19 protein-coding genes and 1 other RNA gene are annotated in these 21,080 nt (G+C 63.0%); 11 read left to right on the top strand and 9 right to left on the bottom strand.

Features of this window, described 5'->3' with window-relative positions; translation table 11 throughout:
- The first annotated feature begins 232 nt into the window (after window positions 1-232).
- From zipA to JOE32_RS10140, 6 genes are all read left to right on the top strand, one after another.
- Window positions 233-1,093: a cell division protein ZipA gene (gene zipA / locus JOE32_RS10165; RefSeq protein WP_209983681.1), complete on the top strand. Its 861-nt coding sequence runs from the start codon at window positions 233-235 to the stop codon at window positions 1,091-1,093.
- Window positions 1,094-1,180: 87 nt separating this feature from the next.
- On the top strand, window positions 1,181-3,535 hold the full coding sequence (gene ligA, locus JOE32_RS10160; protein ID WP_209983679.1) for an NAD-dependent DNA ligase LigA: 2,355 nt from the start codon (window positions 1,181-1,183) through the stop codon (window positions 3,533-3,535).
- A 66-nt stretch (window positions 3,536-3,601) separates the two neighbouring features.
- On the top strand, window positions 3,602-4,768 hold the full coding sequence (locus JOE32_RS10155) for a putative zinc-binding metallopeptidase (RefSeq protein WP_209983677.1): 1,167 nt from the start codon (window positions 3,602-3,604) through the stop codon (window positions 4,766-4,768).
- Window positions 4,769-4,911: 143 nt separating this feature from the next.
- Window positions 4,912-5,008: signal recognition particle sRNA small type (gene ffs, locus JOE32_RS10150), an RNA gene on the top strand.
- 195 nt (window positions 5,009-5,203) lie between these two features.
- Window positions 5,204-6,163 (top strand): N-acetylmuramidase family protein, encoded by a 960-nt coding sequence (locus tag JOE32_RS10145; RefSeq protein WP_209983657.1) that lies wholly within the window; start codon window positions 5,204-5,206, stop codon window positions 6,161-6,163.
- A gap of 133 nt (window positions 6,164-6,296) precedes the next feature.
- Window positions 6,297-6,881, top strand: a complete 585-nt coding sequence (locus JOE32_RS10140; protein ID WP_209983655.1) for a hypothetical protein — start codon at window positions 6,297-6,299, stop codon at window positions 6,879-6,881.
- Window positions 6,882-6,971: 90 nt separating this feature from the next.
- Here the strand turns inward: JOE32_RS10140 and JOE32_RS10135 are convergent, their stop codons facing one another.
- Window positions 6,972-7,724, bottom strand: coding sequence for a transporter substrate-binding domain-containing protein (locus JOE32_RS10135; protein ID WP_209983653.1), 753 nt, complete (start codon window positions 7,722-7,724; stop codon window positions 6,972-6,974).
- 133 nt (window positions 7,725-7,857) lie between these two features.
- On the opposite strand from JOE32_RS10135, the gene dnaX reads away from it, so the two are divergent.
- The 4 genes from dnaX to recR all read left to right on the top strand — a co-directional run bounded on the left by dnaX (window position 7,858) and on the right by recR (window position 12,140).
- The gene (dnaX, locus tag JOE32_RS10130) at window positions 7,858-9,918 is read left to right on the top strand and encodes a DNA polymerase III subunit gamma/tau (RefSeq protein ID WP_209983651.1); all 2,061 of its coding nucleotides are present in this window, start codon (window positions 7,858-7,860) and stop codon (window positions 9,916-9,918) included.
- 47 nt (window positions 9,919-9,965) lie between these two features.
- Window positions 9,966-10,304 carry a YbaB/EbfC family nucleoid-associated protein gene (locus JOE32_RS10125; RefSeq protein ID WP_003230417.1) on the top strand — a complete coding sequence of 113 codons (339 nt, stop codon included), beginning with the start codon at window positions 9,966-9,968 and terminating at the stop codon, window positions 10,302-10,304.
- Window positions 10,305-10,436: 132 nt separating this feature from the next.
- The gene (locus tag JOE32_RS10120; protein ID WP_209983649.1) at window positions 10,437-11,471 is read left to right on the top strand and encodes an NADP-dependent oxidoreductase; all 1,035 of its coding nucleotides are present in this window, start codon (window positions 10,437-10,439) and stop codon (window positions 11,469-11,471) included.
- Between the two features lie 66 nt (window positions 11,472-11,537).
- Complete coding sequence (gene recR, locus JOE32_RS10115; RefSeq protein WP_003230421.1) at window positions 11,538-12,140, top strand: recombination mediator RecR; 603 nt, start codon at window positions 11,538-11,540, stop codon at window positions 12,138-12,140.
- 87 nt (window positions 12,141-12,227) lie between these two features.
- On the opposite strand, the gene JOE32_RS10110 is transcribed toward recR, so the two are convergent.
- Complete coding sequence (locus JOE32_RS10110) at window positions 12,228-12,776, bottom strand: adenine phosphoribosyltransferase (RefSeq protein WP_057009159.1); 549 nt, start codon at window positions 12,774-12,776, stop codon at window positions 12,228-12,230.
- Window positions 12,777-12,854: 78 nt separating this feature from the next.
- On the bottom strand, window positions 12,855-13,589 hold the full coding sequence (gene fnr, locus JOE32_RS10105) for a fumarate/nitrate reduction transcriptional regulator Fnr (protein ID WP_209983647.1): 735 nt from the start codon (window positions 13,587-13,589) through the stop codon (window positions 12,855-12,857).
- A 153-nt stretch (window positions 13,590-13,742) separates the two neighbouring features.
- Here fnr and JOE32_RS10100 point away from each other — a divergent pair, with 153 nt between their 5' ends.
- A complete protein-coding gene (locus JOE32_RS10100) occupies window positions 13,743-14,210 on the top strand; it encodes a hypothetical protein (protein WP_209983644.1) in 468 nt (155 codons plus the stop codon).
- 4 nt (window positions 14,211-14,214) lie between these two features.
- On the opposite strand, the gene hemN is transcribed toward JOE32_RS10100, so the two are convergent.
- From hemN to ccoG, 6 genes are all read right to left on the bottom strand, one after another.
- A complete protein-coding gene (gene hemN, locus JOE32_RS10095; RefSeq protein WP_209983642.1) occupies window positions 14,215-15,597 on the bottom strand; it encodes an oxygen-independent coproporphyrinogen III oxidase in 1,383 nt (460 codons plus the stop codon).
- A gap of 102 nt (window positions 15,598-15,699) precedes the next feature.
- Window positions 15,700-16,383, bottom strand: a complete 684-nt coding sequence (locus JOE32_RS10090; protein WP_209983640.1) for a sulfite exporter TauE/SafE family protein — start codon at window positions 16,381-16,383, stop codon at window positions 15,700-15,702.
- A complete protein-coding gene (gene ccoS, locus JOE32_RS10085) occupies window positions 16,376-16,588 on the bottom strand; it encodes a cbb3-type cytochrome oxidase assembly protein CcoS (RefSeq protein ID WP_209983638.1) in 213 nt (70 codons plus the stop codon). Before ccoS ends, JOE32_RS10090 begins: the two co-directional genes overlap by 8 nt.
- A 2-nt stretch (window positions 16,589-16,590) precedes the next feature.
- On the bottom strand, window positions 16,591-19,050 hold the full coding sequence (locus JOE32_RS10080) for a heavy metal translocating P-type ATPase (protein WP_209983637.1): 2,460 nt from the start codon (window positions 19,048-19,050) through the stop codon (window positions 16,591-16,593).
- Between the two features lie 62 nt (window positions 19,051-19,112).
- A complete protein-coding gene (locus tag JOE32_RS10075; RefSeq protein WP_209983635.1) occupies window positions 19,113-19,652 on the bottom strand; it encodes a FixH family protein in 540 nt (179 codons plus the stop codon).
- A gap of 15 nt (window positions 19,653-19,667) precedes the next feature.
- A complete protein-coding gene (ccoG, locus tag JOE32_RS10070) occupies window positions 19,668-21,071 on the bottom strand; it encodes a cytochrome c oxidase accessory protein CcoG (RefSeq protein WP_209983632.1) in 1,404 nt (467 codons plus the stop codon).
- Window positions 21,072-21,080: the final 9 nt, after the last annotated feature.

Raw genomic sequence — 21,080 nt, 5'->3', positions numbered from 1 at the left:
GGCGATAGAGGGCGTTTTACCGGTCTGAAGAAAGTGGCAAATGGACATATTTGCTCAAGGCATTTTGACAGACGGTGTAAAGTTATCTTTGGTCGTGCTAGTTTAATGTGAATTTTCGTGTACGTGGGCAAAACGTCAGTCAGAACATAGAGTTGGCGCCACGTTTTAAAGCGGTTTGCACGGTGCTAAACCCCTTATTTTTCAGCATTTTTTATTAGAGGCACGGGATTACATGGAAATCGGTCTGCGCGAGTGGCTGATCGTCATCGGCATCATAGTGATTGCCGGTATTCTTTTTGATGGCTGGCGCCGCATGCGCGGCGGCAAGGGCAAGCTTAAGTTTCGTCTGGACCGCAACCTGTCCAACTTGCCCGACGACGACGGCAGCGCCGAGCTGCTGGGGCCGCCCCGTGTGCTCGATACCCATAAAGAGCCGCAGTTGGACGAGCATGACCTGCCGTCGATGAGCGCGCCGCAGCGTGAAGCCCGCGAGCCGACCAAGCGTGGCAAGCGTGGCAGTGCAGGCGCCGCCGAACCGCACCAGGGTGACTTGAATCTCGACGTGGAAGAAGGCCCGAGCTTCAGCAGCCGCGACGATGATTTCCCGGATGAAAACGTCGGCAAGCAGGCCTCGCGTCAGTCGGTCAGCGACCAGCCGGCCGCCGAGGAAGTGCTGGTGATCAGCGTGATCTGCCGCGACGCCGGTGGTTTCAAAGGCCCGGCGCTGTTGCAGAACATTCTCGAAAGCGGCCTGCGCTTTGGCGAGATGGATATTTTCCATCGTCACGAAAGCATGGCCGGTAACGGCGAAGTGCTGTTCTCCATGGCCAACGCGGTCAAGCCGGGCACCTTCGACTTGGACGACATCGACCTGTTCAGCACCCCGGCAGTGAGTTTCTTCCTTGGCCTGCCAGGCCCGCGTCACCCGAAACAGGCGTTCGACGTGATGGTGGCGGCAGCCCGCAAGCTGTCCCAGGAACTCAACGGCGAACTCAAGGACGACCAGCGCAGCGTGCTGACCGCCCAGACCATCGAGCATTACCGTCAACGCATCGTCGAGTTCGAGCGTCGCGCCCTGACACAGAAACGCTGAGGTTCGATCTTAAGCGTTGTCTGTAGAATCCGTGCACTAACATATTGAGCAGCTTCGGCTGCTCTTTTGCTTTATGAGAGAACACCCATGACCGCCGCCCACACCCGCATTCTCGAGCTGCGCGCTGAACTGGATCAGCACAACTACCGCTACCACGTGCTCGACGAACCGAGCATTCCGGACGCCGAGTACGACCGCCTGTTCCACGAACTCAAGGCCCTGGAGGCCGAGCATCCTGATCTGGTGACGCGCGATTCGCCGACGCAGCGGGTGGGCAGTGCGGCGCTGTCGGCGTTTACCCAGGTGCGCCATGAGATTCCCATGCTCAGCCTGGGCAACGCGTTCGATGAGAGCAGCATGCTGGAGTTTGATCGGCGCGTGACCGAGGGCCTGGACCTGCCGGCCGGCGACCTCTTTGGCGCTGTCGAGTACAGCTGCGAACCCAAGCTTGATGGCCTGGCGGTCAGCCTCTTGTATCAGGACGGCGAGCTGGTGCGTGGCGCCACCCGTGGCGACGGCACCACCGGCGAAGACATCAGCGTCAACGTGCGCACCGTGCGCAATATCCCGCTCAAACTGCACGGCAGCGGCTGGCCGGCGACGTTGGAAGTGCGCGGCGAAGTGTTCATGTCCAAGGCCGGTTTCGAGCGCCTCAACGCGTCGCAGCTGGAAGTCGGCGGCAAGACCTTCGCCAACCCGCGCAACGCGGCAGCCGGCAGCCTGCGCCAGTTGGACTCGAAGATAACCGCCAGTCGCCCGCTGGAATTCTGCTGCTATGGCATCGGCCAGGTGACGGCGGACATCAGCGACAGCCATATCGGTAACCTGCAGCAACTGCAGCAGTGGGGCCTGCCGATCAGTCATGAACTGAAACTGGCCAAGGGCATTCAGGATTGCCTCGACTACTACCGCGACATCGGCGAACGGCGTAACAGCCTGCCCTATGAAATCGACGGCGTGGTGTTCAAGGTCAACCGCATTGCCTCCCAGCGCGAACTGGGGTTTCGTGCCCGCGAACCGCGCTGGGCCATTGCCCATAAATTCCCGGCCATGGAAGAACTCACCGAACTGCTCGATGTGGAATTCCAGGTCGGCCGTACCGGCGCCGTCACCCCGGTGGCGCGCCTGAAACCGGTGAAAGTGGCCGGCGTGACGGTGTCCAATGCCACCTTGCACAACATGGATGAAGTGGCGCGCCTGGGCCTGATGATCGGCGACACGGTGATCATCCGCCGCGCCGGAGACGTGATCCCGCAGGTGGTCTCGGTGGTGACCGAACGCCGCCCCGAGCACGCCCGCGCGGTGCAGATCCCCGAGCACTGCCCAGTGTGCGGCTCCCATGTGGAGCGCACGCAGTTGGTCAAGCGCAGCAAGGGCAAGGAAACCGTCAGCGAGGGCGCGGTGTACCGTTGCGTCGGCCGCCTGGCCTGTGGTGCGCAGCTCAAGCAGGCGATTATCCATTTTGTCTCGCGCCGGGCCATGGACATTGACGGCCTGGGCGACAAGACCATCGAGCAACTGGTGGATGAAAAGCTCATCGGTTCGCCAGCTGACCTCTACAAGCTCACGTACGAGCAGATCATCGACCTGGAAGGCTTCGCCGATATTTCCAGCAAGAAGCTGATCACCGCGATTGAAAACAGCAGGACGCCGACCCTGGCGCGCTTTATCTATGCCCTCGGCATTCCCGATGTGGGCGAGGAGACCGCCAAGGTGCTGGCACGCTCTCTGGCCTCGCTGGAGCGGGTGCAGCAGGCCTTGCCGCAGGTGCTGACGTACTTGCCGGACGTGGGCCTGGAAGTGGCGCACGAGATTCATAGCTTCTTCGAAGACGCTCATAACCGGCAGGTGATCGGCGCGCTGCTGTCGCCGGACGAATGTGGCCTGCAGGTGCAGGATCAGGGTGACCTGAGCGCCGAGTTCGCCGCCAGCACCACCCTGGGCGGCTTGCTCGACAAACTGCACGTACCGTCCGTCGGCCCGGGCGCGGCGCAGAAGCTCGCGGATAAGTTCGGCAGCCTCGAAGGCGTAATCAAGGCCGACTGGCTCGACATGCGCCAGGCGCTGCCCGAGAAGCAGGCCAAGGCGGTGCGCGAGTACTTCGATAACCCGGCAAACGCCAGCCACGCGTTGGCCATCGAGCAGCAGCTCAAGGATTTCGGCATGCACTGGGAGAGCGAGAAAAAGGTCGTCGAAGGCCTGCCGGAAGCCGGGCATACCTGGGTCCTCACCGGCTCTCTGGAGTTGATGAGCCGTGACGTGGCCAAGGAAAAGCTCGAAAGCCTGGGCGCCAAGGTGGCCGGTTCCGTGTCGGCGAAAACCCACTGCGTGGTGGCTGGGCCAGGGGCAGGATCCAAGTTGGCCAAGGCCAGCGAGCTGGGGCTCAAAGTGCTGGATGAGGCCGCCTTTGTAACGTTCCTGAGCAAGTACGGCAAAGCCTGACGCTGCGCGCGGGAACGATCCCGTGCGCAAGGTGATCTAGTCTCTGTCTTCCCGTGAGAGATCGCCATGTTCCGCTACTTCGAGCAACTCAGTTCGCGCATCGCCGCCCCGTTCATGGCCGGATCCTCGCGTAACAGCAAGGTCTGGCAATGCCGCTGCGGCCAGTCGCTGTTTTTTCGCAACAGCCAGTGCCTGGCCTGCTCGGCCCTGCTGGGCTACCACCCGCAGCAGAGCCGGCTGTCGTCGCTGCAACCGGGCCCGGTGGTCGATACCTGGCAGATGGATGACAACCTCGACGCCGGCGCCTTTCGCCGTTGCGCCAACCTCGACACCCCGGCGGCGTGCAACTGGCTGATCCCGGCCCACAGCACCGACACGCTGTGCGTGGCCTGCAGCCTGAACCGCACCATTCCCGACCTGTCGATTGCAGAAAATCACGAACGCTGGGGCAAGGTCGAGACGGCCAAGCGTCGGCTCGTCGCACAGTTGATCAGCCTGGGCCTGCAAGTGGTGCCCAAAAGCGTGGATGAAGAGGCGGGCCTGGCGTTCGACTTCGTCGGTGTCGACCTTGAAGGCAATGCACCCACCACCGGGCATGCCAACGGCCTGATCACCCTCGACATCAAGGAAGCCGACGACGCTCACCGCGAGAAGGTCCGCGTGCAGATGCACGAGCCCTACCGCACCTTGCTCGGGCATTTTCGTCATGAAGTCGGCCATTATTACTGGGATCGTCTGATCGCCAACAGCCACTGGCTGCAGCCATATCGCGACCTGTTCGGCGACGAACGCGCCAGTTATGCCGAGGCGCTCGACCAGCACTACCAGCACGGCCCGCGTGCCGACTGGCAGCAGACCTGCGTCAGCGCCTACGCCACCATGCACCCGTGGGAAGACTGGGCGGAAACCTGGGCCCACTACCTGCACATGATGGACGCCGTCGACACCGCCCTGGGCTTTGGCATGAGTGCCCGTGAGATGGACCTGGATTACCAGCCGTTCCCCCTCACCACCCTCTATGACCCCGAGCATCCCGGTGGCCCGGCGTTCCTGTCGTTCGTCAACGCCTGGATCGAACTGGCCGGCATGCTCAACGAACTGTCACGCAGCATGGGCCAGCCGGATTTTTACCCCTTTGTACTGCCGCCTGCAGTGATCGCCAAGCTGCACTTCATTCACCTGGTGATTCAGGAAGAGGGCGGCCGGGCTGATGAGGTCCTGCTGGCAAAATGAAAGAGCGCCAATGGTGAGGCGCAAGTCCCTGGCAAGTGCTTGAACCAGCGGATATTTTTAATCTGGCACCAACGGTTGTAACTTCCGATGAGATCGGTACAATGGCCCCGCTTGCCGAGAGGCAGGCGTCGTTATGGTGACCCCATCGGTCCCCCCGCAACGATTACCCGTGAACCTGGTCAGAGCCGGAAGGCAGCAGCCACAGCGGGAACATTGTGTGCCGGGGTGTGGCTGGTGGGGTTGCCTCCATAACGCTCTCCCTCCTGATTCAACTCACCCTCCTTTTATTCAGCCTTCTGCCCATTTTTCATGGCGCGGACGATTTCGGCTGGACAGCGTCAAACTGCCTGCTAATTTCAATCATGCAAATGACCTCAGTGCTGGAGTAGTGAAGAAGTGAAGGCGCTCAATTCCTGAAGACTTAGGATGATTGCCATGACCACTTCTGCAGATTTATCCGGTGCTATCGGTGCTTCAGTCGGCACGGCTGCCAAAGCCAGCAATGTGCCCGCTGACGTCAAATTCATTCAACAGCTGTTCAATCTGATCGCCCCCACCTCCGCGACGCCCCTGGTGGTAGACGGCAAATGCGGGCCGCTGTTGATCCAGCGTATTAGCGACTTCCAGAAAACTCGCCTCAATGTGATCAGCCCCGACGGGGTCATTGATCCGGGCGGCAGGACGTTTAAGAGTCTGCTCGAGGATGCGCGCAAGGCCGGGCAACCTGCTGCGGCGGTTCAATCGCCGGTTCAGACTGTGTCGGACAAGCAGCAGTTGGTCAACCAGGCCACCTGCGACGGTAACGTCAACCTCAGCGATGCCGACTTCAAGCGTGCGGCCCTTGCGTTGGGCAACGGCATCGAGGTGAATATCATCAAGGCGTTCGCCATCGTGGAGTCGAGCGGACGATCCGGATTCGGGCCGGAAAAATTCCCGGTGCTCGCCTACGAGCGGCACATCTTCCATAAATACACCCAGAAAAAGTATGCCAGTACCCATCCCAATCTTTCAGCCCCCTGCATGGTAAAGGCCGACACGCAATGGCGAATCAATAACAAGAATCAGGCCACCGCCTGGCAAACCTTGCGGGCGGCGTACAGCCTGGATCAGAAGGCTGCATTGATGTCCGCGTCTTACGGCATGTTTCAGATCATGGGCTTCAATTTTGCAGCGTGTGGTTTCAAGGATGTGTTTGATTTTGTTGCTGCGATGAAGCTCAACGCCGGCCAGCAGTTGAATGCGTTTGTGGGTTTTTGCAGCAAGAATGCGGCGTTGGTCAAGGCCATGAAGGCCCGGGATTATGCTGGGATGGCCCGTCACTACAATGGTCGGCAATACGGCGATTACGACCAGCGAATCAAAAAGGCTTATGAAAAGCTGCAAGCCACTAAATAGCGGGCTTACCTGGGCTGTTTCTCGGCAGGAAACAGCCTATGGACAACCCCGAACCGGCTTGTTAGCGTCCGCCGGCCTCTTGCTCATCACGTGGCAAGTGTGCGCAATTGATAGTGAACTGGGGAAAGACACGATGATCCGTTTTCTGGCGATGGGTGTGTTGTCGTTATGCGTTGTTGGCCCTGCCTTGGCGGCCGAACTGCATTCGGGCAGATACGAAGGCTTGATGCTGGCCGTGACGCCGCAGCATGAGGTCGAAGGCTATTACGCCGAACAAATGGGCGAAGGTGTGACGCGCGGTTGCGCGTTCTACCTGCAAGGCAAGCCCGACGCGCTGACCACTTGGCTCGACGCCGCCTACCCCGGCAGCGTGGCGCCGTCAGTCGATGGCGTGACGTTGACTGTGGAGCAGGGCCGGCAGCATCCCGGTTGCATGACTGTGCTGATGCCCGAGATCGCCACCGGCCTGGACTTGAGCGAGACTGCCGATACGCAATGGATCGGTCTGGTGACCGTGTCGGCCGACAAGGCCTACCTGCTTGAATCGCCGGGCGCCGACGCTGCCAAGCGCCCTTACATCGTCAAGCATGACGTGGTGGGTGTGCTGGCCTTCAAGGATGGCTGGGCCCAGGTCGAGTTCACCAATGCCGGGGATCGCACCTACACCGGCTGGATCAGCCAGGATCAGTACGCTCGGTTGACTGCGCCGAAAAGCTGACCTCAACGACACACACAATCCAGGTGTGGGAGGGAGCAAGCCCCCTCCCACATGGTTTTTCTGAGTTAAGCGAAGGTCCCTTGCCGGTCTTCAGTCCGCAGGGGCATTGGCGGCGGGGCGCCCGGTGTACAACTGGATAATGCCGTCGATTTCCCCCGACCTCTTCATTTGCTGCAAGGTGCGCAGGATCTGTTGCACCGGCACGTCCGGGGCATTGCGCACCACGCACCTGAGGTCTTGCTCTTCAATTGTCGCCACCTTGTGCAAGCGCCGCCCAACCGGGACTTTCTGATTGAAGCGATCAACGATCCATTCATTCATCACCGCATAGTCGAAGCGCCCGGCCACCAGCTTTTGCAGCACCTGTTCCTCGCTGCGGGCATCGTCGCGGCTGAGCTGGCCGCTGGCAAACAGCAGGTCGAGCAGGGGGTAGCGGTAGTTGAGCACCGTGCCGATCGGTTGCGCGGCCAGTTCGTCCACCTTCACCGGCTGGCTGTTGATGCTGACCAGCACATCGCGCTGCACCATCAGCGGCACGCTCCAGCTGTAGTCGCCCGACAGGTCGTTGACCCAGGCCTGGGCCACGTAACAGCGCACATCAATGTCGCCATGGGCCATGGCTGCCGCAATCCGCACCCGCGACAGCACATGGAAACTGATCGGGCGGCCGACCTGGGTGGCCAGGCTCGACATGAGGTCGTACACAATCCCCTGGGTGGGCACGCCGCCCTCCAGTTGCACCACCGGCATCGCCCAGCTGTCGGAAACCGAGAAACGCAGCGGCGCAGGGGCCGCCAGGGTGGCCGTGGCTATCATCCATAAAGCGCCCAGAACTACGCGCATATGCCCTCCATGTTCAGGCCTTCGAGAGGCGGTTGAGCACAGCTTAGTCAGATTAGACGAGCGTGCCGGATGCAATTTCCCCCTTGCTCCGCTAGCATTACCGGCTTCCGCTTCCCAGTTGCGACGGTTTTCGATGAGTTATCAGGTTCTTGCACGTAAATGGCGCCCGCGCTCGTTCCGCGAAATGGTCGGCCAGACCCATGTGCTCAAGGCTCTGATCAATGCCTTGGACAGCCAGCGGCTGCACCATGCCTACCTGTTCACCGGTACGCGGGGGGTGGGCAAGACCACCATCGCGCGCATCATCGCCAAGTGCCTGAACTGCGAAACCGGTATCACCTCCACACCCTGCGGTACCTGCTCGGTGTGCCGCGAGATCGACGAAGGGCGCTTCGTCGACCTGATCGAGATCGACGCCGCGAGCCGCACCAAGGTCGAAGACACCCGCGAACTGCTCGACAACGTGCAGTACGCCCCCAGCCGCGGCCGCTTCAAGGTCTACCTGATCGACGAAGTGCACATGCTCTCCAGCCATTCCTTCAACGCGCTGTTGAAAACCCTGGAAGAGCCGCCGCCCTACGTCAAATTCATCCTGGCCACCACCGACCCGCAGAAACTTCCTGCGACGATTTTGTCGCGGTGCCTGCAATTCTCCCTGAAAAACATGACCCCGGAGCGCGTGGTCGAGCATCTGACCCACGTGCTCGGCGTCGAGAACGTACCGTTCGAGGACGACGCACTGTGGCTGCTCGGCCGCGCCGCCGATGGTTCGATGCGCGACGCCATGAGCCTCACCGACCAGGCCATCGCCTTCGGTGAAGGCAAGGTCATGGCCGCCGATGTGCGCGCCATGCTGGGCACCCTGGACCACGGCCAGGTGTTCGACGTGCTGCACGCGCTGATCGAGGGCGACGCAAAGGCACTGCTCGAAGCGGTGCGCCATTTGTCGGAGCAGGGCCCGGACTGGAACGGCGTGCTCTCGGAAATACTCAACGTGCTGCACCGCGTCGCCATCGCCCAGGCGCTGCCTGAAGGCGTCGACAACGGCCATGGTGACCGCGACCGCGTTTTGGCCCTGGCCCAGGCGCTGCCGGCCGAAGATGTGCAGTTCTATTACCAGATGGGCCTGATCGGCCGCCGCGACCTGCCGCTGGCGCCGGACCCGCGCGGTGGCTTCGAGATGGTGCTGCTGCGCATGCTGGCCTTCCGGCCCGCCGACTCGGCCGACGCGCCGAGGCAGCCGCTAAAGCCAGTGGGGATCAGCCAGGCCACAGTTGATTCCGCCAACTCCGTGGCGGGTGCGGCGGTGGTTGCGCCGGTGGCGACTGCGCCTGTTGTGCCGGAGCCGGAGCCGGCGCCAGAGCCAGAGCCATTGCCCGAGCCGGCGCCGGTCGTGGCCGAACCCGAGGCTGAGCCCGAGGCGATTGTCGATCTGCCCTGGAACGAGCCGGCCCCAGTCGAGCCCGAACCCGGACAGCAGCCCGCCGTGGAGCCCGTGCTGGAAACCACCGGCGAGCAGCCCGAACTGACGCCGATGCCCACGCCGACCCCGGACAGCGTGGTGCCGGATGCCCCCGAGTGCGTGTCTGCGCCGGTGCCCGAGCCGACCGTTGCGCAGGTGGAAGCCGCCGTTCCGGCTATCGACCTCGACGACGAACCGCCACTGGACGAAGATTACATCGAGCCGGATATGGATTCGGCCTACAGCTACCTGGACGAACTGGCCAGCGAACACGTTGCCGAACCGGCCCCGGAGCCCGAGGCGGAACCCGCCGCAGCCCCGGCCACCGGTCTGGCGCTGCAATGGCTGGAGTTATTCCCGAAACTGCCGATTTCCGGCATGACCGGCAGCATCGCCGCCAACTGCACCCTGATCGCCATCGACGGCGACCACTGGCTGCTGCACCTGGACCCGGCCCACAGTGCGCTGTTCAATGCGACCCAGCAGCGTCGGCTCAACGATGCGCTCAACCAGTACCACGGGCGCACGTTGACCATCGCCATCGAGCTGATCAAACCTGAGCAGGAAACCCCGGCCCAGGCCGCGACCCGTCGGCGCATCAACCGCCAGCGCGATGCGGAACAGTCGATCCAGGCTGATCCGCTCGTCCAGCAGATGATGCAGCAGTTCGGTGCGGTGGTGCGTCACGATACTATTGAACCTGTCGAGGCTCCGGTGACCCAAGCGTCATGACACCGGGCTGTTAACTGTTTGATCCACATACTTTTGAGGTGATTCCCATGATGAAAGGTGGCATGGCCGGCCTGATGAAGCAGGCGCAGCAGATGCAGGAAAAGATGGCCAAGATGCAGGAAGAGCTGGCCAACGCCGAAGTCACCGGCAAGGCCGGTGGCGATATGGTCAGCGTGGTAATGACGGGTCGTCACGACATCAAGCGCGTGAGCATCGACCCAAGCGTGCTGCCGGGCGTGGGCGAAGATGACCTGGAAATGCTCGAAGCGCTGTTTGCCTCGGCCGTCAACGACGCCGTGCGCAAGATCGAAGCCAACAGTCAGGACAAAATGTCCGGCATGACCGCCGGCATGCAGATGCCACCGGGAATGAAGCTGCCGTTCTGATCGTTCAGCCTGGGCTGTACGTCAATGCCAGGCCTTGCGCCTGGCATTTTTGTTTGTGCCGATCCGATCGAACCCCGGCATGGCACTCGCGGTCTGCACCCTATACCGATGATTTCGATAAGGAGCACCCTGATGTCTCAAGAACCGACTCTCAACCAGCGCATCGTCCTGGTTTCGCGCCCCCAGGGCGCACCGACGCCGGAAAACTTCCGCCTCGAACGGGTGACGCTGCCGGAGCTGGCGGACGGCCAAGTGCTGCTCAAGACGCTGTACCTGTCCCTCGACCCCTACATGCGTGGCCGCATGAGCGACGCGCCGTCTTACGCGGCGCCGGTGGAAATCGACGAGGTGATGACCGGCGGCGCCGTCAGCCGTGTCGAGCAATCGCGCAATCCGAAATTCGAAGTGGGCGACCTGGTGGTCGGTTCCACCGGCTGGCAGAGCCACAGCATTTCCGATGGCAGTAACCTGGTGCCGGTGCCCAACGGCCTGGCCAGCCCTTCCATGGCGCTGGGCGTGCTGGGTATGCCGGGCATGACCGCCTACATGGGCCTGATGGACATCGGCCAGCCCAAGGCCGGCGAAACCCTGGTGGTGGCGGCGGCCTCGGGCGCGGTGGGCTCGGTGGTGGGGCAGGTGGCCAAGCTCAAGGGCCTGCGCGTAGTGGGCATCGCCGGCGGTGCGGAAAAATGCCGCTACGTGGTGGACGAGCTGGGTTTTGACGCCTGCGTCGACCACAAGAGCGAGGATTTCGCCAACGAACTGGCCGTGGCCTGTGCCAACGGCGTCGACATTTATTACGAAAACGTCGGCGGCAAGGTGTTCGATGCGGTGCTGCCGTTGCTCAATGCCAAGGCGCGCATTCCCCTGTGTGGCTTGATCGCCGGCTACAACGCCAACGAAGCACCCACCGGCCCTGATCGCCTGCCGGCGCTGCAACGCACCCTGCTGACCAAGCGCGTGCGTATCCAGGGCTTTATCGTGTTCGACGACTATGGCGACCGCCAGCCGGAATTCCTCAGCGCCATGGCGCCATGGGTGCGCGAGGGCAAGATCAAGTTCCGCGAGGACGTGGTCGACGGCCTGGAACAGGCGCCCGAGGCGTTTATCGGTTTGCTCGAAGGACGCAACTTCGGCAAGTTGGTGGTACGCGTCGCGCAGGATTGAGCATTTGACGCTAATCCGAGGCGCGGGTATAAACCGCGTCTCGTTGTTTTGTCGGACCCTTCGCCCATGAGCTTCAGCCCCCTGATTCGCCAACTGATCGACGGCCTGCGTACGTTGCCGGGCGTCGGCCAGAAAACCGCCCAGCGCATGGCGCTGCAACTGCTGGAGCGTGATCGCAGCGGTGGCATCCGCCTGGCCCAGGCCCTGAGCCAGGCCATGGAAGGCGTAGGCCATTGCCGTCAGTGCCGCACCCTCACCGAAGAAGAACTCTGCCCACAATGCGCCGACCCGCGCCGCGACGACACTTTGCTGTGCGTGGTGGAAGGGCCGATGGACGTCTACGCGGTGGAGCAGACCGGCTATCGCGGCCGTTACTTCGTGCTCAAGGGCCATTTGTCGCCGCTGGACGGCCTGGGGCCGGAAGCCATCGGCATTCCGCAACTGGTGACGCGGATCCAGGAGCAGGGCACGTTCACCGAAGTGATCCTGGCCACCAACCCGACCGTGGAAGGCGAGGCCACCGCGCATTACATCGCGCAGCTGCTGACCAACAAAGGCCTGATTACCTCGCGCATCGCCCACGGCGTGCCACTGGGTGGCGAGCTGGAACTGGTGGACGGCGGCACCCTCGCGCACTCGTTCGCCGGCCGCAAGCCCATCGCGCTCTAGGCAATACCGCAAGCCTCAAGGTGCACACCCAATAAAAATGTGGGAGGGAGCAAGCCCCCTCCCATATTTTGACTTGCGGCTTAACCGCTATTTTTCGGTCAATGCAAACTGCGTCAGGCAGAACGTGGGAATCCCCATGGCCTGCAAACGCTGCGACCCACCCAGCTCCGGCAAATCAATGATCGCCGCTGCTTCAAAGATCTGCGCGCCCATGCGTCGCACCAGGTTCGCTGCCGCAATCAGGGTGCCGCCGGTGGCGATCAGGTCATCGAACATCAGCACCGAGTCGCCTTCGCAGAGGCTGTCGGCGTGCACTTCCAGAAAAGCCTCGCCGTATTCGGTCTGGTAACCCTCGGCGAGCACGTCGGCCGGCAATTTGCCCTGCTTGCGGAACAGGATCAGCGGTTTGTTCAACTGGTAGGCGATGATCGAGCCGATCAGGAAACCGCGCGCATCCATTGCGCCGATGTGCGTGAAGTCGGCCTCGACGTAGCGCTGGGCAAAGGTATCGGCCACTAGGCGCAGAGCGCGGGGTGATTGGAACAGCGGCGTGATGTCACGGAAAATCACCCCAGGCTTGGGGAAGTCGATGACGGGGCGGATCAGGGATTTGATGTCGAACGAATCGAGGATCATCGTCGAGGGTCCTGGGAGGAAAACGGACGCGAAGTATACCTGCGGCGTCGCCGGTGCGCTTGGCCGCAGGTGTCTGGATCAGCCTTCCAGGGAGCCGCCCGCCAGCGCGCACAGCTGGATCGGGTCGAGGATGTGCACTTCCTTGCCCTCGGCGGCCAGCAATTGATTCTGTTGAAAACGCGTGAATACCCGGGACACGGTTTCCACCGCGAGGCCCAGGTAGTTGCCGATTTCATTGCGCGACATGCTCAGGCGGAACTGGTTGGCCGAGAACCCACGGGCGCGAAAGCGTGCCGAGAGGTTGACCAGGAAGGTGGCGATGCGTTCGTCGGCGGTTTTCTTCGACAGCAGCAACATCATTTGCTGGTCATCACGAATCTCGCGGCTCATCACGCGCATCAACTGGCGGCGCAGTTGCGGCAGTTGCAAGGCCAGTTCATCCAGGCGCTCGAAGGGGATTTCGCACACCGAGGTGGTCTCCATCGCCTGGGCTGACACCGGGTGCATCTCGGTGTCCATGCCTGACAGTCCGACCAGTTCGCTGGGCAGGTGAAATCCGGTGATCTGCTCTTCGCCGCTGCCGCTCAGGCTGAAGGTTTTCAACGCGCCCGAGCGTACTGCGTAGACGGAATCGAACCGGTCGCTCTGGCGAAACAGAAACTCGCCTTTCTTCAGCGGGCGCCCGCGTTTAACGATCTCGTCCAGCGCATCCATGTCTTCCAGATTCAACGAAAGTGGCAGGCAGAGGGGGGCCAGGCTGCAATCCTTGCAGTGAGCCTGGCTGTGAGCGCGCAGTTTGACTGGCTCAGGCATTTCTTAAATCCTTGTGGGAAATCACACATAAGACGTAAGGGTAACGCACCGAGGGTAGGTGAGGCCAGCGCGTACAAAACGGCGCCGACGCTATAAAGGTTCGTGTATCGGTGCCGATACAAAGGCCTATCTCATTCAATCAGGACCCGGATCATGTCTTCCATCGGTGGCCTCAATCCTTCCAGTGTGAACATTCCCACGGTGCCGGACCTCAGGAAAAACCCGGCGGCAGAAGCGGCGCGCGACGACGAAAAACCTGTCAGTGAGACCAAGGTGACCGAGGGTGTGAGCGTGTCGATCTCCAATGCCGGCTTTCGTGCCGCCAAAACCGACTCGAACAAGGACATCGATAACAGCAGTCAGACCGACCCGGTCAAACAACTACTGAAAATGATCCGCGAGCTGAAAAAGCAGATCGCCGATAAGCAGGCCGAAGTCGCTGCCGCCCAGTCCGACAATTCGATGACACCCGAGGCGCGTCAGGCGCGGGTTGCCAACCTGCAGGCGAGCATCGCCACGTTGCAGGCCAGCCTGACCATGGTGCAGATGCAGTTGGGCAAGGCCATGAAGGACCAGCCTGCCGACGCGCAGATGGAAGCCATGAGCCTGGCATCGAAGTAACGCTTCAGATCACCCGCGAAAACTGCTGCCGGTTCTGCTGCGCAAGGTAGGCATCGAAGAGCATGCACAGCGAGCGTACCAGCAGGCGCCCGGCCGGCAGTACGCGGATGCCCTGGGCGTCGAGCTTGATCAGGCCGTCGCTGGCCATGGTCTGCAACTGCGGCCACAGCGCGGCAAAATAGCCGCGAAAGTCGAGGGTGAACGCCCGCTCGATGCACTCGAAGTCGAGCTGGAAATGGCAGATCAACTGCTGGATCACCTCGCGCCGCAGTCGATCATCCGGGGTGCACAGCAGCCCACGGCAGGTCGCCAGTTGCGCACCCGCCAGCACGTTCTGGTAGACGCCGAGGTCGCTGGTGTTCTGGCAGTACAGGTCGCCTATCTGACTGATCGCCGACACCCCCAGCCCAATCAAATCGCAGTGTCCGTGGGTGGTGTAGCCCTGGAAGTTGCGTTGCAGGGTGCCGTCTTCCTGGGCGCTGGCCAGTTCGTCGTCCGGCAGGGCGAAATGGTCCATGCCGATGTAGCGGTAGCCAGCCTGGGTCAACTGTTCGATGCTGGTTTGCAGCATCAACAGTTTGGCGGCCGGGGTGGGCAGGTCATCGCTGTTGATGCGCCGCTGGGGCATGAAGCGCTCCGGCAGGTGCGCGTAGTTGAACACCGACACGCGGTCCGGTTGCAGTCGGATGACTTCCTCCACGGTGTGGGCAAAACTCAGCGGCGACTGCTCGGGCAATCCATAGATCAAGTCGATATTGATCGAGCGAAACTGCAGGGTGCGTGCCGCGTCGATCACCGCGCGCGTTTGCTCCAGGCTTTGCAGGCGGTTGACCGCGCGCTGCACGTGCGGGTCGAGGTCCTGCAGGCCGATGCTCACCCGGTTGAACCCCAGCTCGCGCAGCAGGCCCATGGTTGCCCAATCGGCTTCGCGCGGGTCGATCTCGATGCCGTAGTCGCCCGAGTCGTCATCCAGCAGATGGAAGTGCCGGCGCAGGCTGCCCATCATCTGGCGCAGTTCGTCGTGGCTGAGAAAGGTCGGAGTGCCGCCGCCCAGATACAGCTGCTCCACCACCTGTTTTGGGCCGAGGTGGCAGGCCACCTTCTCGATCTCTTGCGTCAGGCTTTGCAGATAGGGCCTGGCGCGGCCACGGTCCTTGGTGATCACCTTGTTGCAGGCGCAGTAGTAGCAGATGTTTGCGCAGAACGGCACGTGCACATACAGCGACAGCGGTCGCGCGGCCTTGCGGCTGTCGTGCAGCGCGTGCAACAGCTCGAAGGCGCCGACCTGGTTGTGCCATTGCACGGCGGTGGGGTAGGACGTGTAGCGCGGCCCGGCGAGGTCGTAGCGGTGAATCAGATCGGTGTCCCAACAAATGGCGTCGAGCATGCGGGCGCTCCCCCGGATAGGCTGATGGGCGGAGTCTAGGGGCAGGGAGGGGCAGGCATGTTGATTTGCATCAACGGGGAGTGGCGCTGTGCCACAGGCTGACTAATGCCCCATCAGCCAGTGCTGGTGCGGGCCCGGCAGGGTCCAGAAGCCGAACAACATCACCAGCACGCCACCGGCCATGCGCACCCTGCGCCGGCGCAGTAATGCGGTGACCCGCTCCGCCGCCAGGCCTGTGGCCAGCAGCACAGGCCAAGTGCCCACGCCGAAAGCCAGCATCAGCAATGCGCTGTGGGCCGCATTGCCCTGGCTCGCTGCCCACAGCAAGGTGCTGTAGACCAGCCCGCACGGCAACCAGCCCCAGAGTGCGCCGAGCAGTAAGGCACGCGGCAGGCTCGACACTGGCAGTATGTGGTTGGCCAGCGGCTGGATATGCCGCCACAGGCCACGGCCCAGGCTTTCGAGGCGGGTGAGGCCGCTCCACCAACCGGCGAGGTACAGGCCCATGCAGATCAGCAGTCCACCGGCCAGTACGCGCATGACCATCGCCGCAGGGCTGTTGGCCACCGCCCAGCCGGCCAGGCCGATGAGCAGTCCGGCGCAGGCATAGCTGAGGATGCGCCCCAGGTTGTACGCCAGCAGCAGGCGAAAACGGCGGTTGCGTTGCTCGCGGGGAATCGCCAGGGTCAGCGCACCCATCAGCCCGCCGCACATGCCCAGGCAATGGCCGCCACCCAGCAGGCCTAGGATCAGCGCGGAGATCAGCAGCGGCGCCAGGTCAAGCACGGGGCGGATCCCTGGGCGGTTGCTGCGGTGGATTGGCCTCGTCGATAGCGGCGAGGTGGTTCGCGTCCTGATCGTCGAACAGCACGCTGTGGGCCGGGCCGTCGAGGTCGTCGTACTGGCCGCTGTCCACTGCCCAGAAAAAGAGGTAGATCGCCGCGCCCACTAACAGCAGCGCCGCCGGAATCATTATGTAAAGAGCTGGCATCGCTACTCCAGGCCTGCGCGGCTCAGGCCGGCAACGGGCGGTTTGGCAACGGGCGTAAAGGGCGCCCCCGGCTGGCGTGTCAGGCGCAGGGCGTTGAGTACCACGGTCAACGAACTCACAGACATGCCGATTGCCGCCCAGAGCGGCGTGATCCAGCCCAGCGCGGCGAACGGCAGCATCAGGCCATTGTACAGGCCGGCCCACAGCAGGTTTTCAATGATCACCCGGCGGGTCCGCCGTGCCAGGCTGAACGCCTGCACCAGAGCGTCCAGGCGGTTGTTCAGCAATACCGCGTCGGCGCTGGATTTCGCCAGGTCCGTGGCCGAGCCCATGGCCACGCTGATATCGGCGGCGGCCAGTACGGGCACATCGTTGACACCGTCGCCGAGCATCAGCACCTTGCGACCCTGCGCGTGCAAGCGTTGCAGCACCTGCAACTTGTCATCCGGGCGCAGGCCGCCGTGGGCTTCGTCAATGCCCAACGCTGCGGCGACGCTGGCGACCATCGGCGAGCTGTCCCCCGACAGCAGCAGCGTGCGCCAGCCTCGTGCCTTGCACGCTGCGAGCAGCGCTGGCGCATCGCTGCGCAGGCGGTCGTCGAGCACGAACCACGCAAGCGCGCCGCTGCGGTCGCCCAAGAGCAGCCATTGCCCGGTTTGCTCCGGCGCGGCGGGCGGCGGGCAACCGCTGAGTTCACACACGTATGCAGGCTGGCCGATGCGCAGCAGGCGTTCACCCACGCGACCTTCCAGCCCCAGGCCCGCAGCGCTGCGCACGTCAACGGCGGGCAGCGGCGCCCGGCCGAATGCGCGGGCAATCGGGTGCTCGGAGCGGTTTTCCAGGGCGGCGGCGAGGCCCAGGCATTGGTCGCTGTTCAGTTCGCCCAGAGGCCGGATGGCGTTGAGGGTCAGACGACCTTCGGTGAGGGTGCCGGTCTTGTCGAAAATCACCGTATCGATCTGGTTCAGGCCTTCGAGCACATGGCCGCGTGTCAGCAGCAGGCCGAGGCTGTGCAGCGTGCCGGTGGCGGCGGTGAGCGCCGTCGGCGTGGCCAGCGACAAGGCGCACGGGCAGGTCGCTACCAGCATCGCCAGCACGATCCAGAATGCCCGCGACGCGTCGAGCTGCCACCACAGCAGACCGATCACGGCGGCGGCTATCAATGAACCCAGCAGGAACCCCTGTGCGGCGCGGTCGGCCAGCTGCGCCAGGCGTGGCTTTTCCGCCTGGGCGCGTTCCAGCAGACGCACGATGGCGGACAGTTGCGTGTCGTGGCCCAGGGCGCGCACCTGCACGGTCAGCGCGCCGTCGACGTTGAGCGTGCCGGCCGTCACGCTGTCGCCGACTTGCCGGGGGTGTGGCAGGTACTCGCCGGTCAGCAGGGATTCATCGATGCTCGACTGGCCCTCGAGGATCACGCCGTCGGCCGGCAGCACCGCGCCGGGGTGCACCAGCACACGGTCGCCCAGGGCCAGCTCGGACAGCAGGATACGTTCGCTCTGGCCGTCATGCTTGAGGCGCAGGCACGAAGCGGGCAACAGGTTGACCAGTTGCGCGGTGGCGGCAGCGGTGCGCTCCCGGGCGCGACGTTCCAGGTAACGCCCGGCCAGCAGGAACAGCGCGAACATGCCCACCGCGTCGAAATACAACTCGCCCGTGCCGGTGATGGCGGTCCAGATGCCGGCCAGGTACGCGCCGCCAATCGCCAGGGACACCGACACGTCCATGGTCAGGTGGCGCGTGCGCAAATCGCGCATCGCGCCGTTGAAGAATGGCGCGCAGCTGTAGAACACGATGGGTGTGGTCAGGAACATCGCGACCCAGCGCAGGATCACGTGCAGCTCGGGGCTGAGGTCGACATTGAATTGCGGCCAGGTCGCCATGGTAGCCATCATTGCCTGGAACCACAGCAGGCCGGCGACGCCGAGTCGGCGCAGGGCCAGGCGGTTTTCCCCGGCCAGTTGCTCGGCGGCGCGGTCGGCCTGATACGGGTGGGCGGCGTAGCCGATATGGCGCAACTCACTGAGCAGCCGGCTCAGCGGCACTTGCTCGTCGGCCCAGCGCAGGTGCAGCCGGTGGTTGGACAGGTTCAGCCGCGCCTCGGCCACGGCGGGCAGGCGGCGCAGGTGTTTTTCGATCAGCCAGCCACAGGCCGCGCAACTGATGCCTTCCATCAGCAGGGTGGTTTCGGCCAGGTCGCCGTCGTGGCGCACGAAAGGTTTTTGCACATCGGCGCGGTCGTACAGCGCCAGCTCGTCCAGCAATTGCACCGGCAGGGTGTCGGGGTTGGCCGAGGCTTCGCTGCGGTGCTGGTAATAATGTTGCAGCCCACCGGCCACGATGGCTTCGGCCACAGCCTGGCAGCCCGGGCAACAGAGCTCGCGGCGCTCGCCAAGGATCATCGCGGTGAAGCGGCTGCCGGCTGGAACGGGCAGGGCGCAGTGGTAGCAGGGGCTGGTCATGGTTGGTATCTGGGGTGGCTGGGAGGGCCTCTGTGCGAGCATTTTGAGCGAGGCGTGCGTTTTTATTGCTTCAGCTCCTCGGCGCCCTGCAGCGGTTCATCACCCAGCAGCAGGTCCTTGTCGTGGCTGACGTCTTCTTCTTCGAAGAGGCGCCAGGTCTGGTTGCCTTCCACCCCCAGCAGTTCGACGAAGCGCCGGCCCTCGACCCTGTCGGTCACCTGGCCGATGTAGCGGCCCGGTTCGCTGTCGCTGCGGGTCAGGTTGATCCTGCGGTCCTTCTGCGGCTGGGTCGGGGAAATCAGGTTGAGTTGCAGGGTGTTCGGGTTGCTGTAGCCGGTGAGGCGCAACTCGACTTCACCGGTCAGTTCGTCCAGGTGCAGCTTGCCGCGCAGTTGCAGAGTCTGGGCCAGGCGTTCACGGTCCAGGGCGCGGTTGATGCCCTTGCCGGCCTCGTAGTAATTGTCGTTGACCAGGTTGTCCGGGTTGTTCACCGCAATGGTCACCATGGACAGGGTCAGCGTCACCGAACAGGCCAGGATCGCAATGATGATCCAGGGCCAGAGGTGCTTGTACCAGGGGCTTGCGGCAGTGGCTGGGGGCATGGTTCGGTTCTCTGGTTATCGAACGGGCGGGCCGATGAATCGGCTGCCGGCTTCAATCCGGACGCCGGCGTCATCGACGTCCGTCAGGATGAATGTCACTTCGTTGGTGCTCGACGGCAACTGCTGCGGCGCGCTCGACAGGCCTACCGGCAGGCTGACGGTATCACCGGCGGCCACCCTGATTTCACGCCGGCCTTGCAGCTTGAGGTCGGGCAGGCCAGTGGCGCTGAGCAGGTAGAGGTGGTCGCGCTGGTCCTTGTTCATGATCTTCAGGCTGTAGACGTTTTCGATGCGGCCTTCGACGTCTTCGCGGAACAGCACGCGGTCCTTGCTCACATCCAGGCTCACCAGCGGACGCAGGAGGAATGCCACCACCAGCAGGCTGATCATCGCCAGCAACACCCCTGCGTAACCGATCAGGCGCGGGCGCAGTGTGTGGGTTTTCTGCCCGGACAGGTTGTGCTCGGTGGTGTAGCTGATCAGGCCGCGCGGATAGTCCATCCTGTCCATGATGCTGTCGCAGGCGTCGATACAGGCGGCGCAGCCGATGCATTCGATTTGCAGGCCGTCGCGGATGTCGATACCGGTAGGGCACACCTGCACGCACATCGTGCAGTCGATGCAATCGCCCAGGCCCTGGGCCCTGTGGTCGCTGTCTTTTTTGCGCGGGCCACGCACTTCGCCACGGCGCGGGTCGTAGGACACGATCAGGGTGTCCTTGTCGAACATCACGCTCTGAAAGCGCGCATAAGGGCACATGTAGATGCACACCTGCTCGCGCAACCAGCCGGCATTGGCGTAGGTGGCAAGGGTGAAGAAACCGACCCAGAAATACGCCCAGCCATCGGCCTGGCCGCTGAAGAACTCCACCACCAGCTCTCGGATCGGCGAGAAGTAACCGACGAAGGTCAGGCCGGTAGCCAGGCCGATCAACAACCACAGCGTGTGCTTGGCCAACTTGCGCAGACATTTGCTGGCGCTCATCGGCGCCTGGTCCAGCTTGATGCGTTGGTTGCGGTCGCCCTCGGTGATTTTTTCGCACCACATGAACATCCACGTCCACACGCTTTGTGGGCAGGTATAGCCGCACCACACGCGCCCGGCGTACACGGTGATGAAGAACAGGCCAAACGCCGCGACGATCAGGATGCCCGACAGCAGGATGAAATCCTGGGGCCAGTAGGTGGCGCCAAAAATGAAGAACTTGCGCTCCGGCAGGTTCCACCACACCGCCTGATGGCCACCCCAATCGAGCCACACCGTGCCGAAATACAGCAGCAGCAATGCGCCGCCGCCGAGCATGCGCACAGTGCGAAACAGGCCGGTGAACGCGCGCGTGTAGATCTTCTCTCGTGACGCGTAGAGATCAACGGTTTTCCCGGGCGGGGTGACGTCATGTACCGGTATCTGGTCGCTCATCATGGCATC

Origin of the sequence: Pseudomonas sp. PvP025, from assembly GCF_017832155.1 — a bacterium.
Lineage (GTDB): Bacteria > Pseudomonadota > Gammaproteobacteria > Pseudomonadales > Pseudomonadaceae > Aquipseudomonas.
This window is presented reverse-complemented; position numbering and strand designations above follow the sequence as displayed.

Excerpts from the sequence above, each read along its gene's own strand:
- zipA (WP_209983681.1), top strand. The coding sequence starts at position 233 with ATGGAAATCGGTCTGCGCGAGTGGCTGATCGTCATCGGCATCATAGTG.
- ligA (WP_209983679.1), top strand. The coding sequence starts at position 1,181 with ATGACCGCCGCCCACACCCGCATTCTCGAGCTGCGCGCTGAACTGGAT.
- JOE32_RS10155 (WP_209983677.1), top strand. The coding sequence starts at position 3,602 with ATGTTCCGCTACTTCGAGCAACTCAGTTCGCGCATCGCCGCCCCGTTC.
- JOE32_RS10145 (WP_209983657.1), top strand. The coding sequence starts at position 5,204 with ATGACCACTTCTGCAGATTTATCCGGTGCTATCGGTGCTTCAGTCGGC.
- JOE32_RS10140 (WP_209983655.1), top strand. The coding sequence starts at position 6,297 with ATGATCCGTTTTCTGGCGATGGGTGTGTTGTCGTTATGCGTTGTTGGC.
- JOE32_RS10135 (WP_209983653.1), bottom strand. The coding sequence starts at position 7,724 with ATGCGCGTAGTTCTGGGCGCTTTATGGATGATAGCCACGGCCACCCTG.
- dnaX (WP_209983651.1), top strand. The coding sequence starts at position 7,858 with ATGAGTTATCAGGTTCTTGCACGTAAATGGCGCCCGCGCTCGTTCCGC.
- JOE32_RS10125 (WP_003230417.1), top strand. The coding sequence starts at position 9,966 with ATGATGAAAGGTGGCATGGCCGGCCTGATGAAGCAGGCGCAGCAGATG.
- JOE32_RS10120 (WP_209983649.1), top strand. The coding sequence starts at position 10,437 with ATGTCTCAAGAACCGACTCTCAACCAGCGCATCGTCCTGGTTTCGCGC.
- recR (WP_003230421.1), top strand. The coding sequence starts at position 11,538 with ATGAGCTTCAGCCCCCTGATTCGCCAACTGATCGACGGCCTGCGTACG.
- JOE32_RS10110 (WP_057009159.1), bottom strand. The coding sequence starts at position 12,776 with ATGATCCTCGATTCGTTCGACATCAAATCCCTGATCCGCCCCGTCATC.
- fnr (WP_209983647.1), bottom strand. The coding sequence starts at position 13,589 with ATGCCTGAGCCAGTCAAACTGCGCGCTCACAGCCAGGCTCACTGCAAG.
- JOE32_RS10100 (WP_209983644.1), top strand. The coding sequence starts at position 13,743 with ATGTCTTCCATCGGTGGCCTCAATCCTTCCAGTGTGAACATTCCCACG.
- hemN (WP_209983642.1), bottom strand. The coding sequence starts at position 15,597 with ATGCTCGACGCCATTTGTTGGGACACCGATCTGATTCACCGCTACGAC.
- ccoS (WP_209983638.1), bottom strand. The coding sequence starts at position 16,588 with ATGCCAGCTCTTTACATAATGATTCCGGCGGCGCTGCTGTTAGTGGGC.
- JOE32_RS10080 (WP_209983637.1), bottom strand. The coding sequence starts at position 19,050 with ATGACCAGCCCCTGCTACCACTGCGCCCTGCCCGTTCCAGCCGGCAGC.
- JOE32_RS10075 (WP_209983635.1), bottom strand. The coding sequence starts at position 19,652 with ATGCCCCCAGCCACTGCCGCAAGCCCCTGGTACAAGCACCTCTGGCCC.
- ccoG (WP_209983632.1), bottom strand. The coding sequence starts at position 21,071 with ATGAGCGACCAGATACCGGTACATGACGTCACCCCGCCCGGGAAAACC.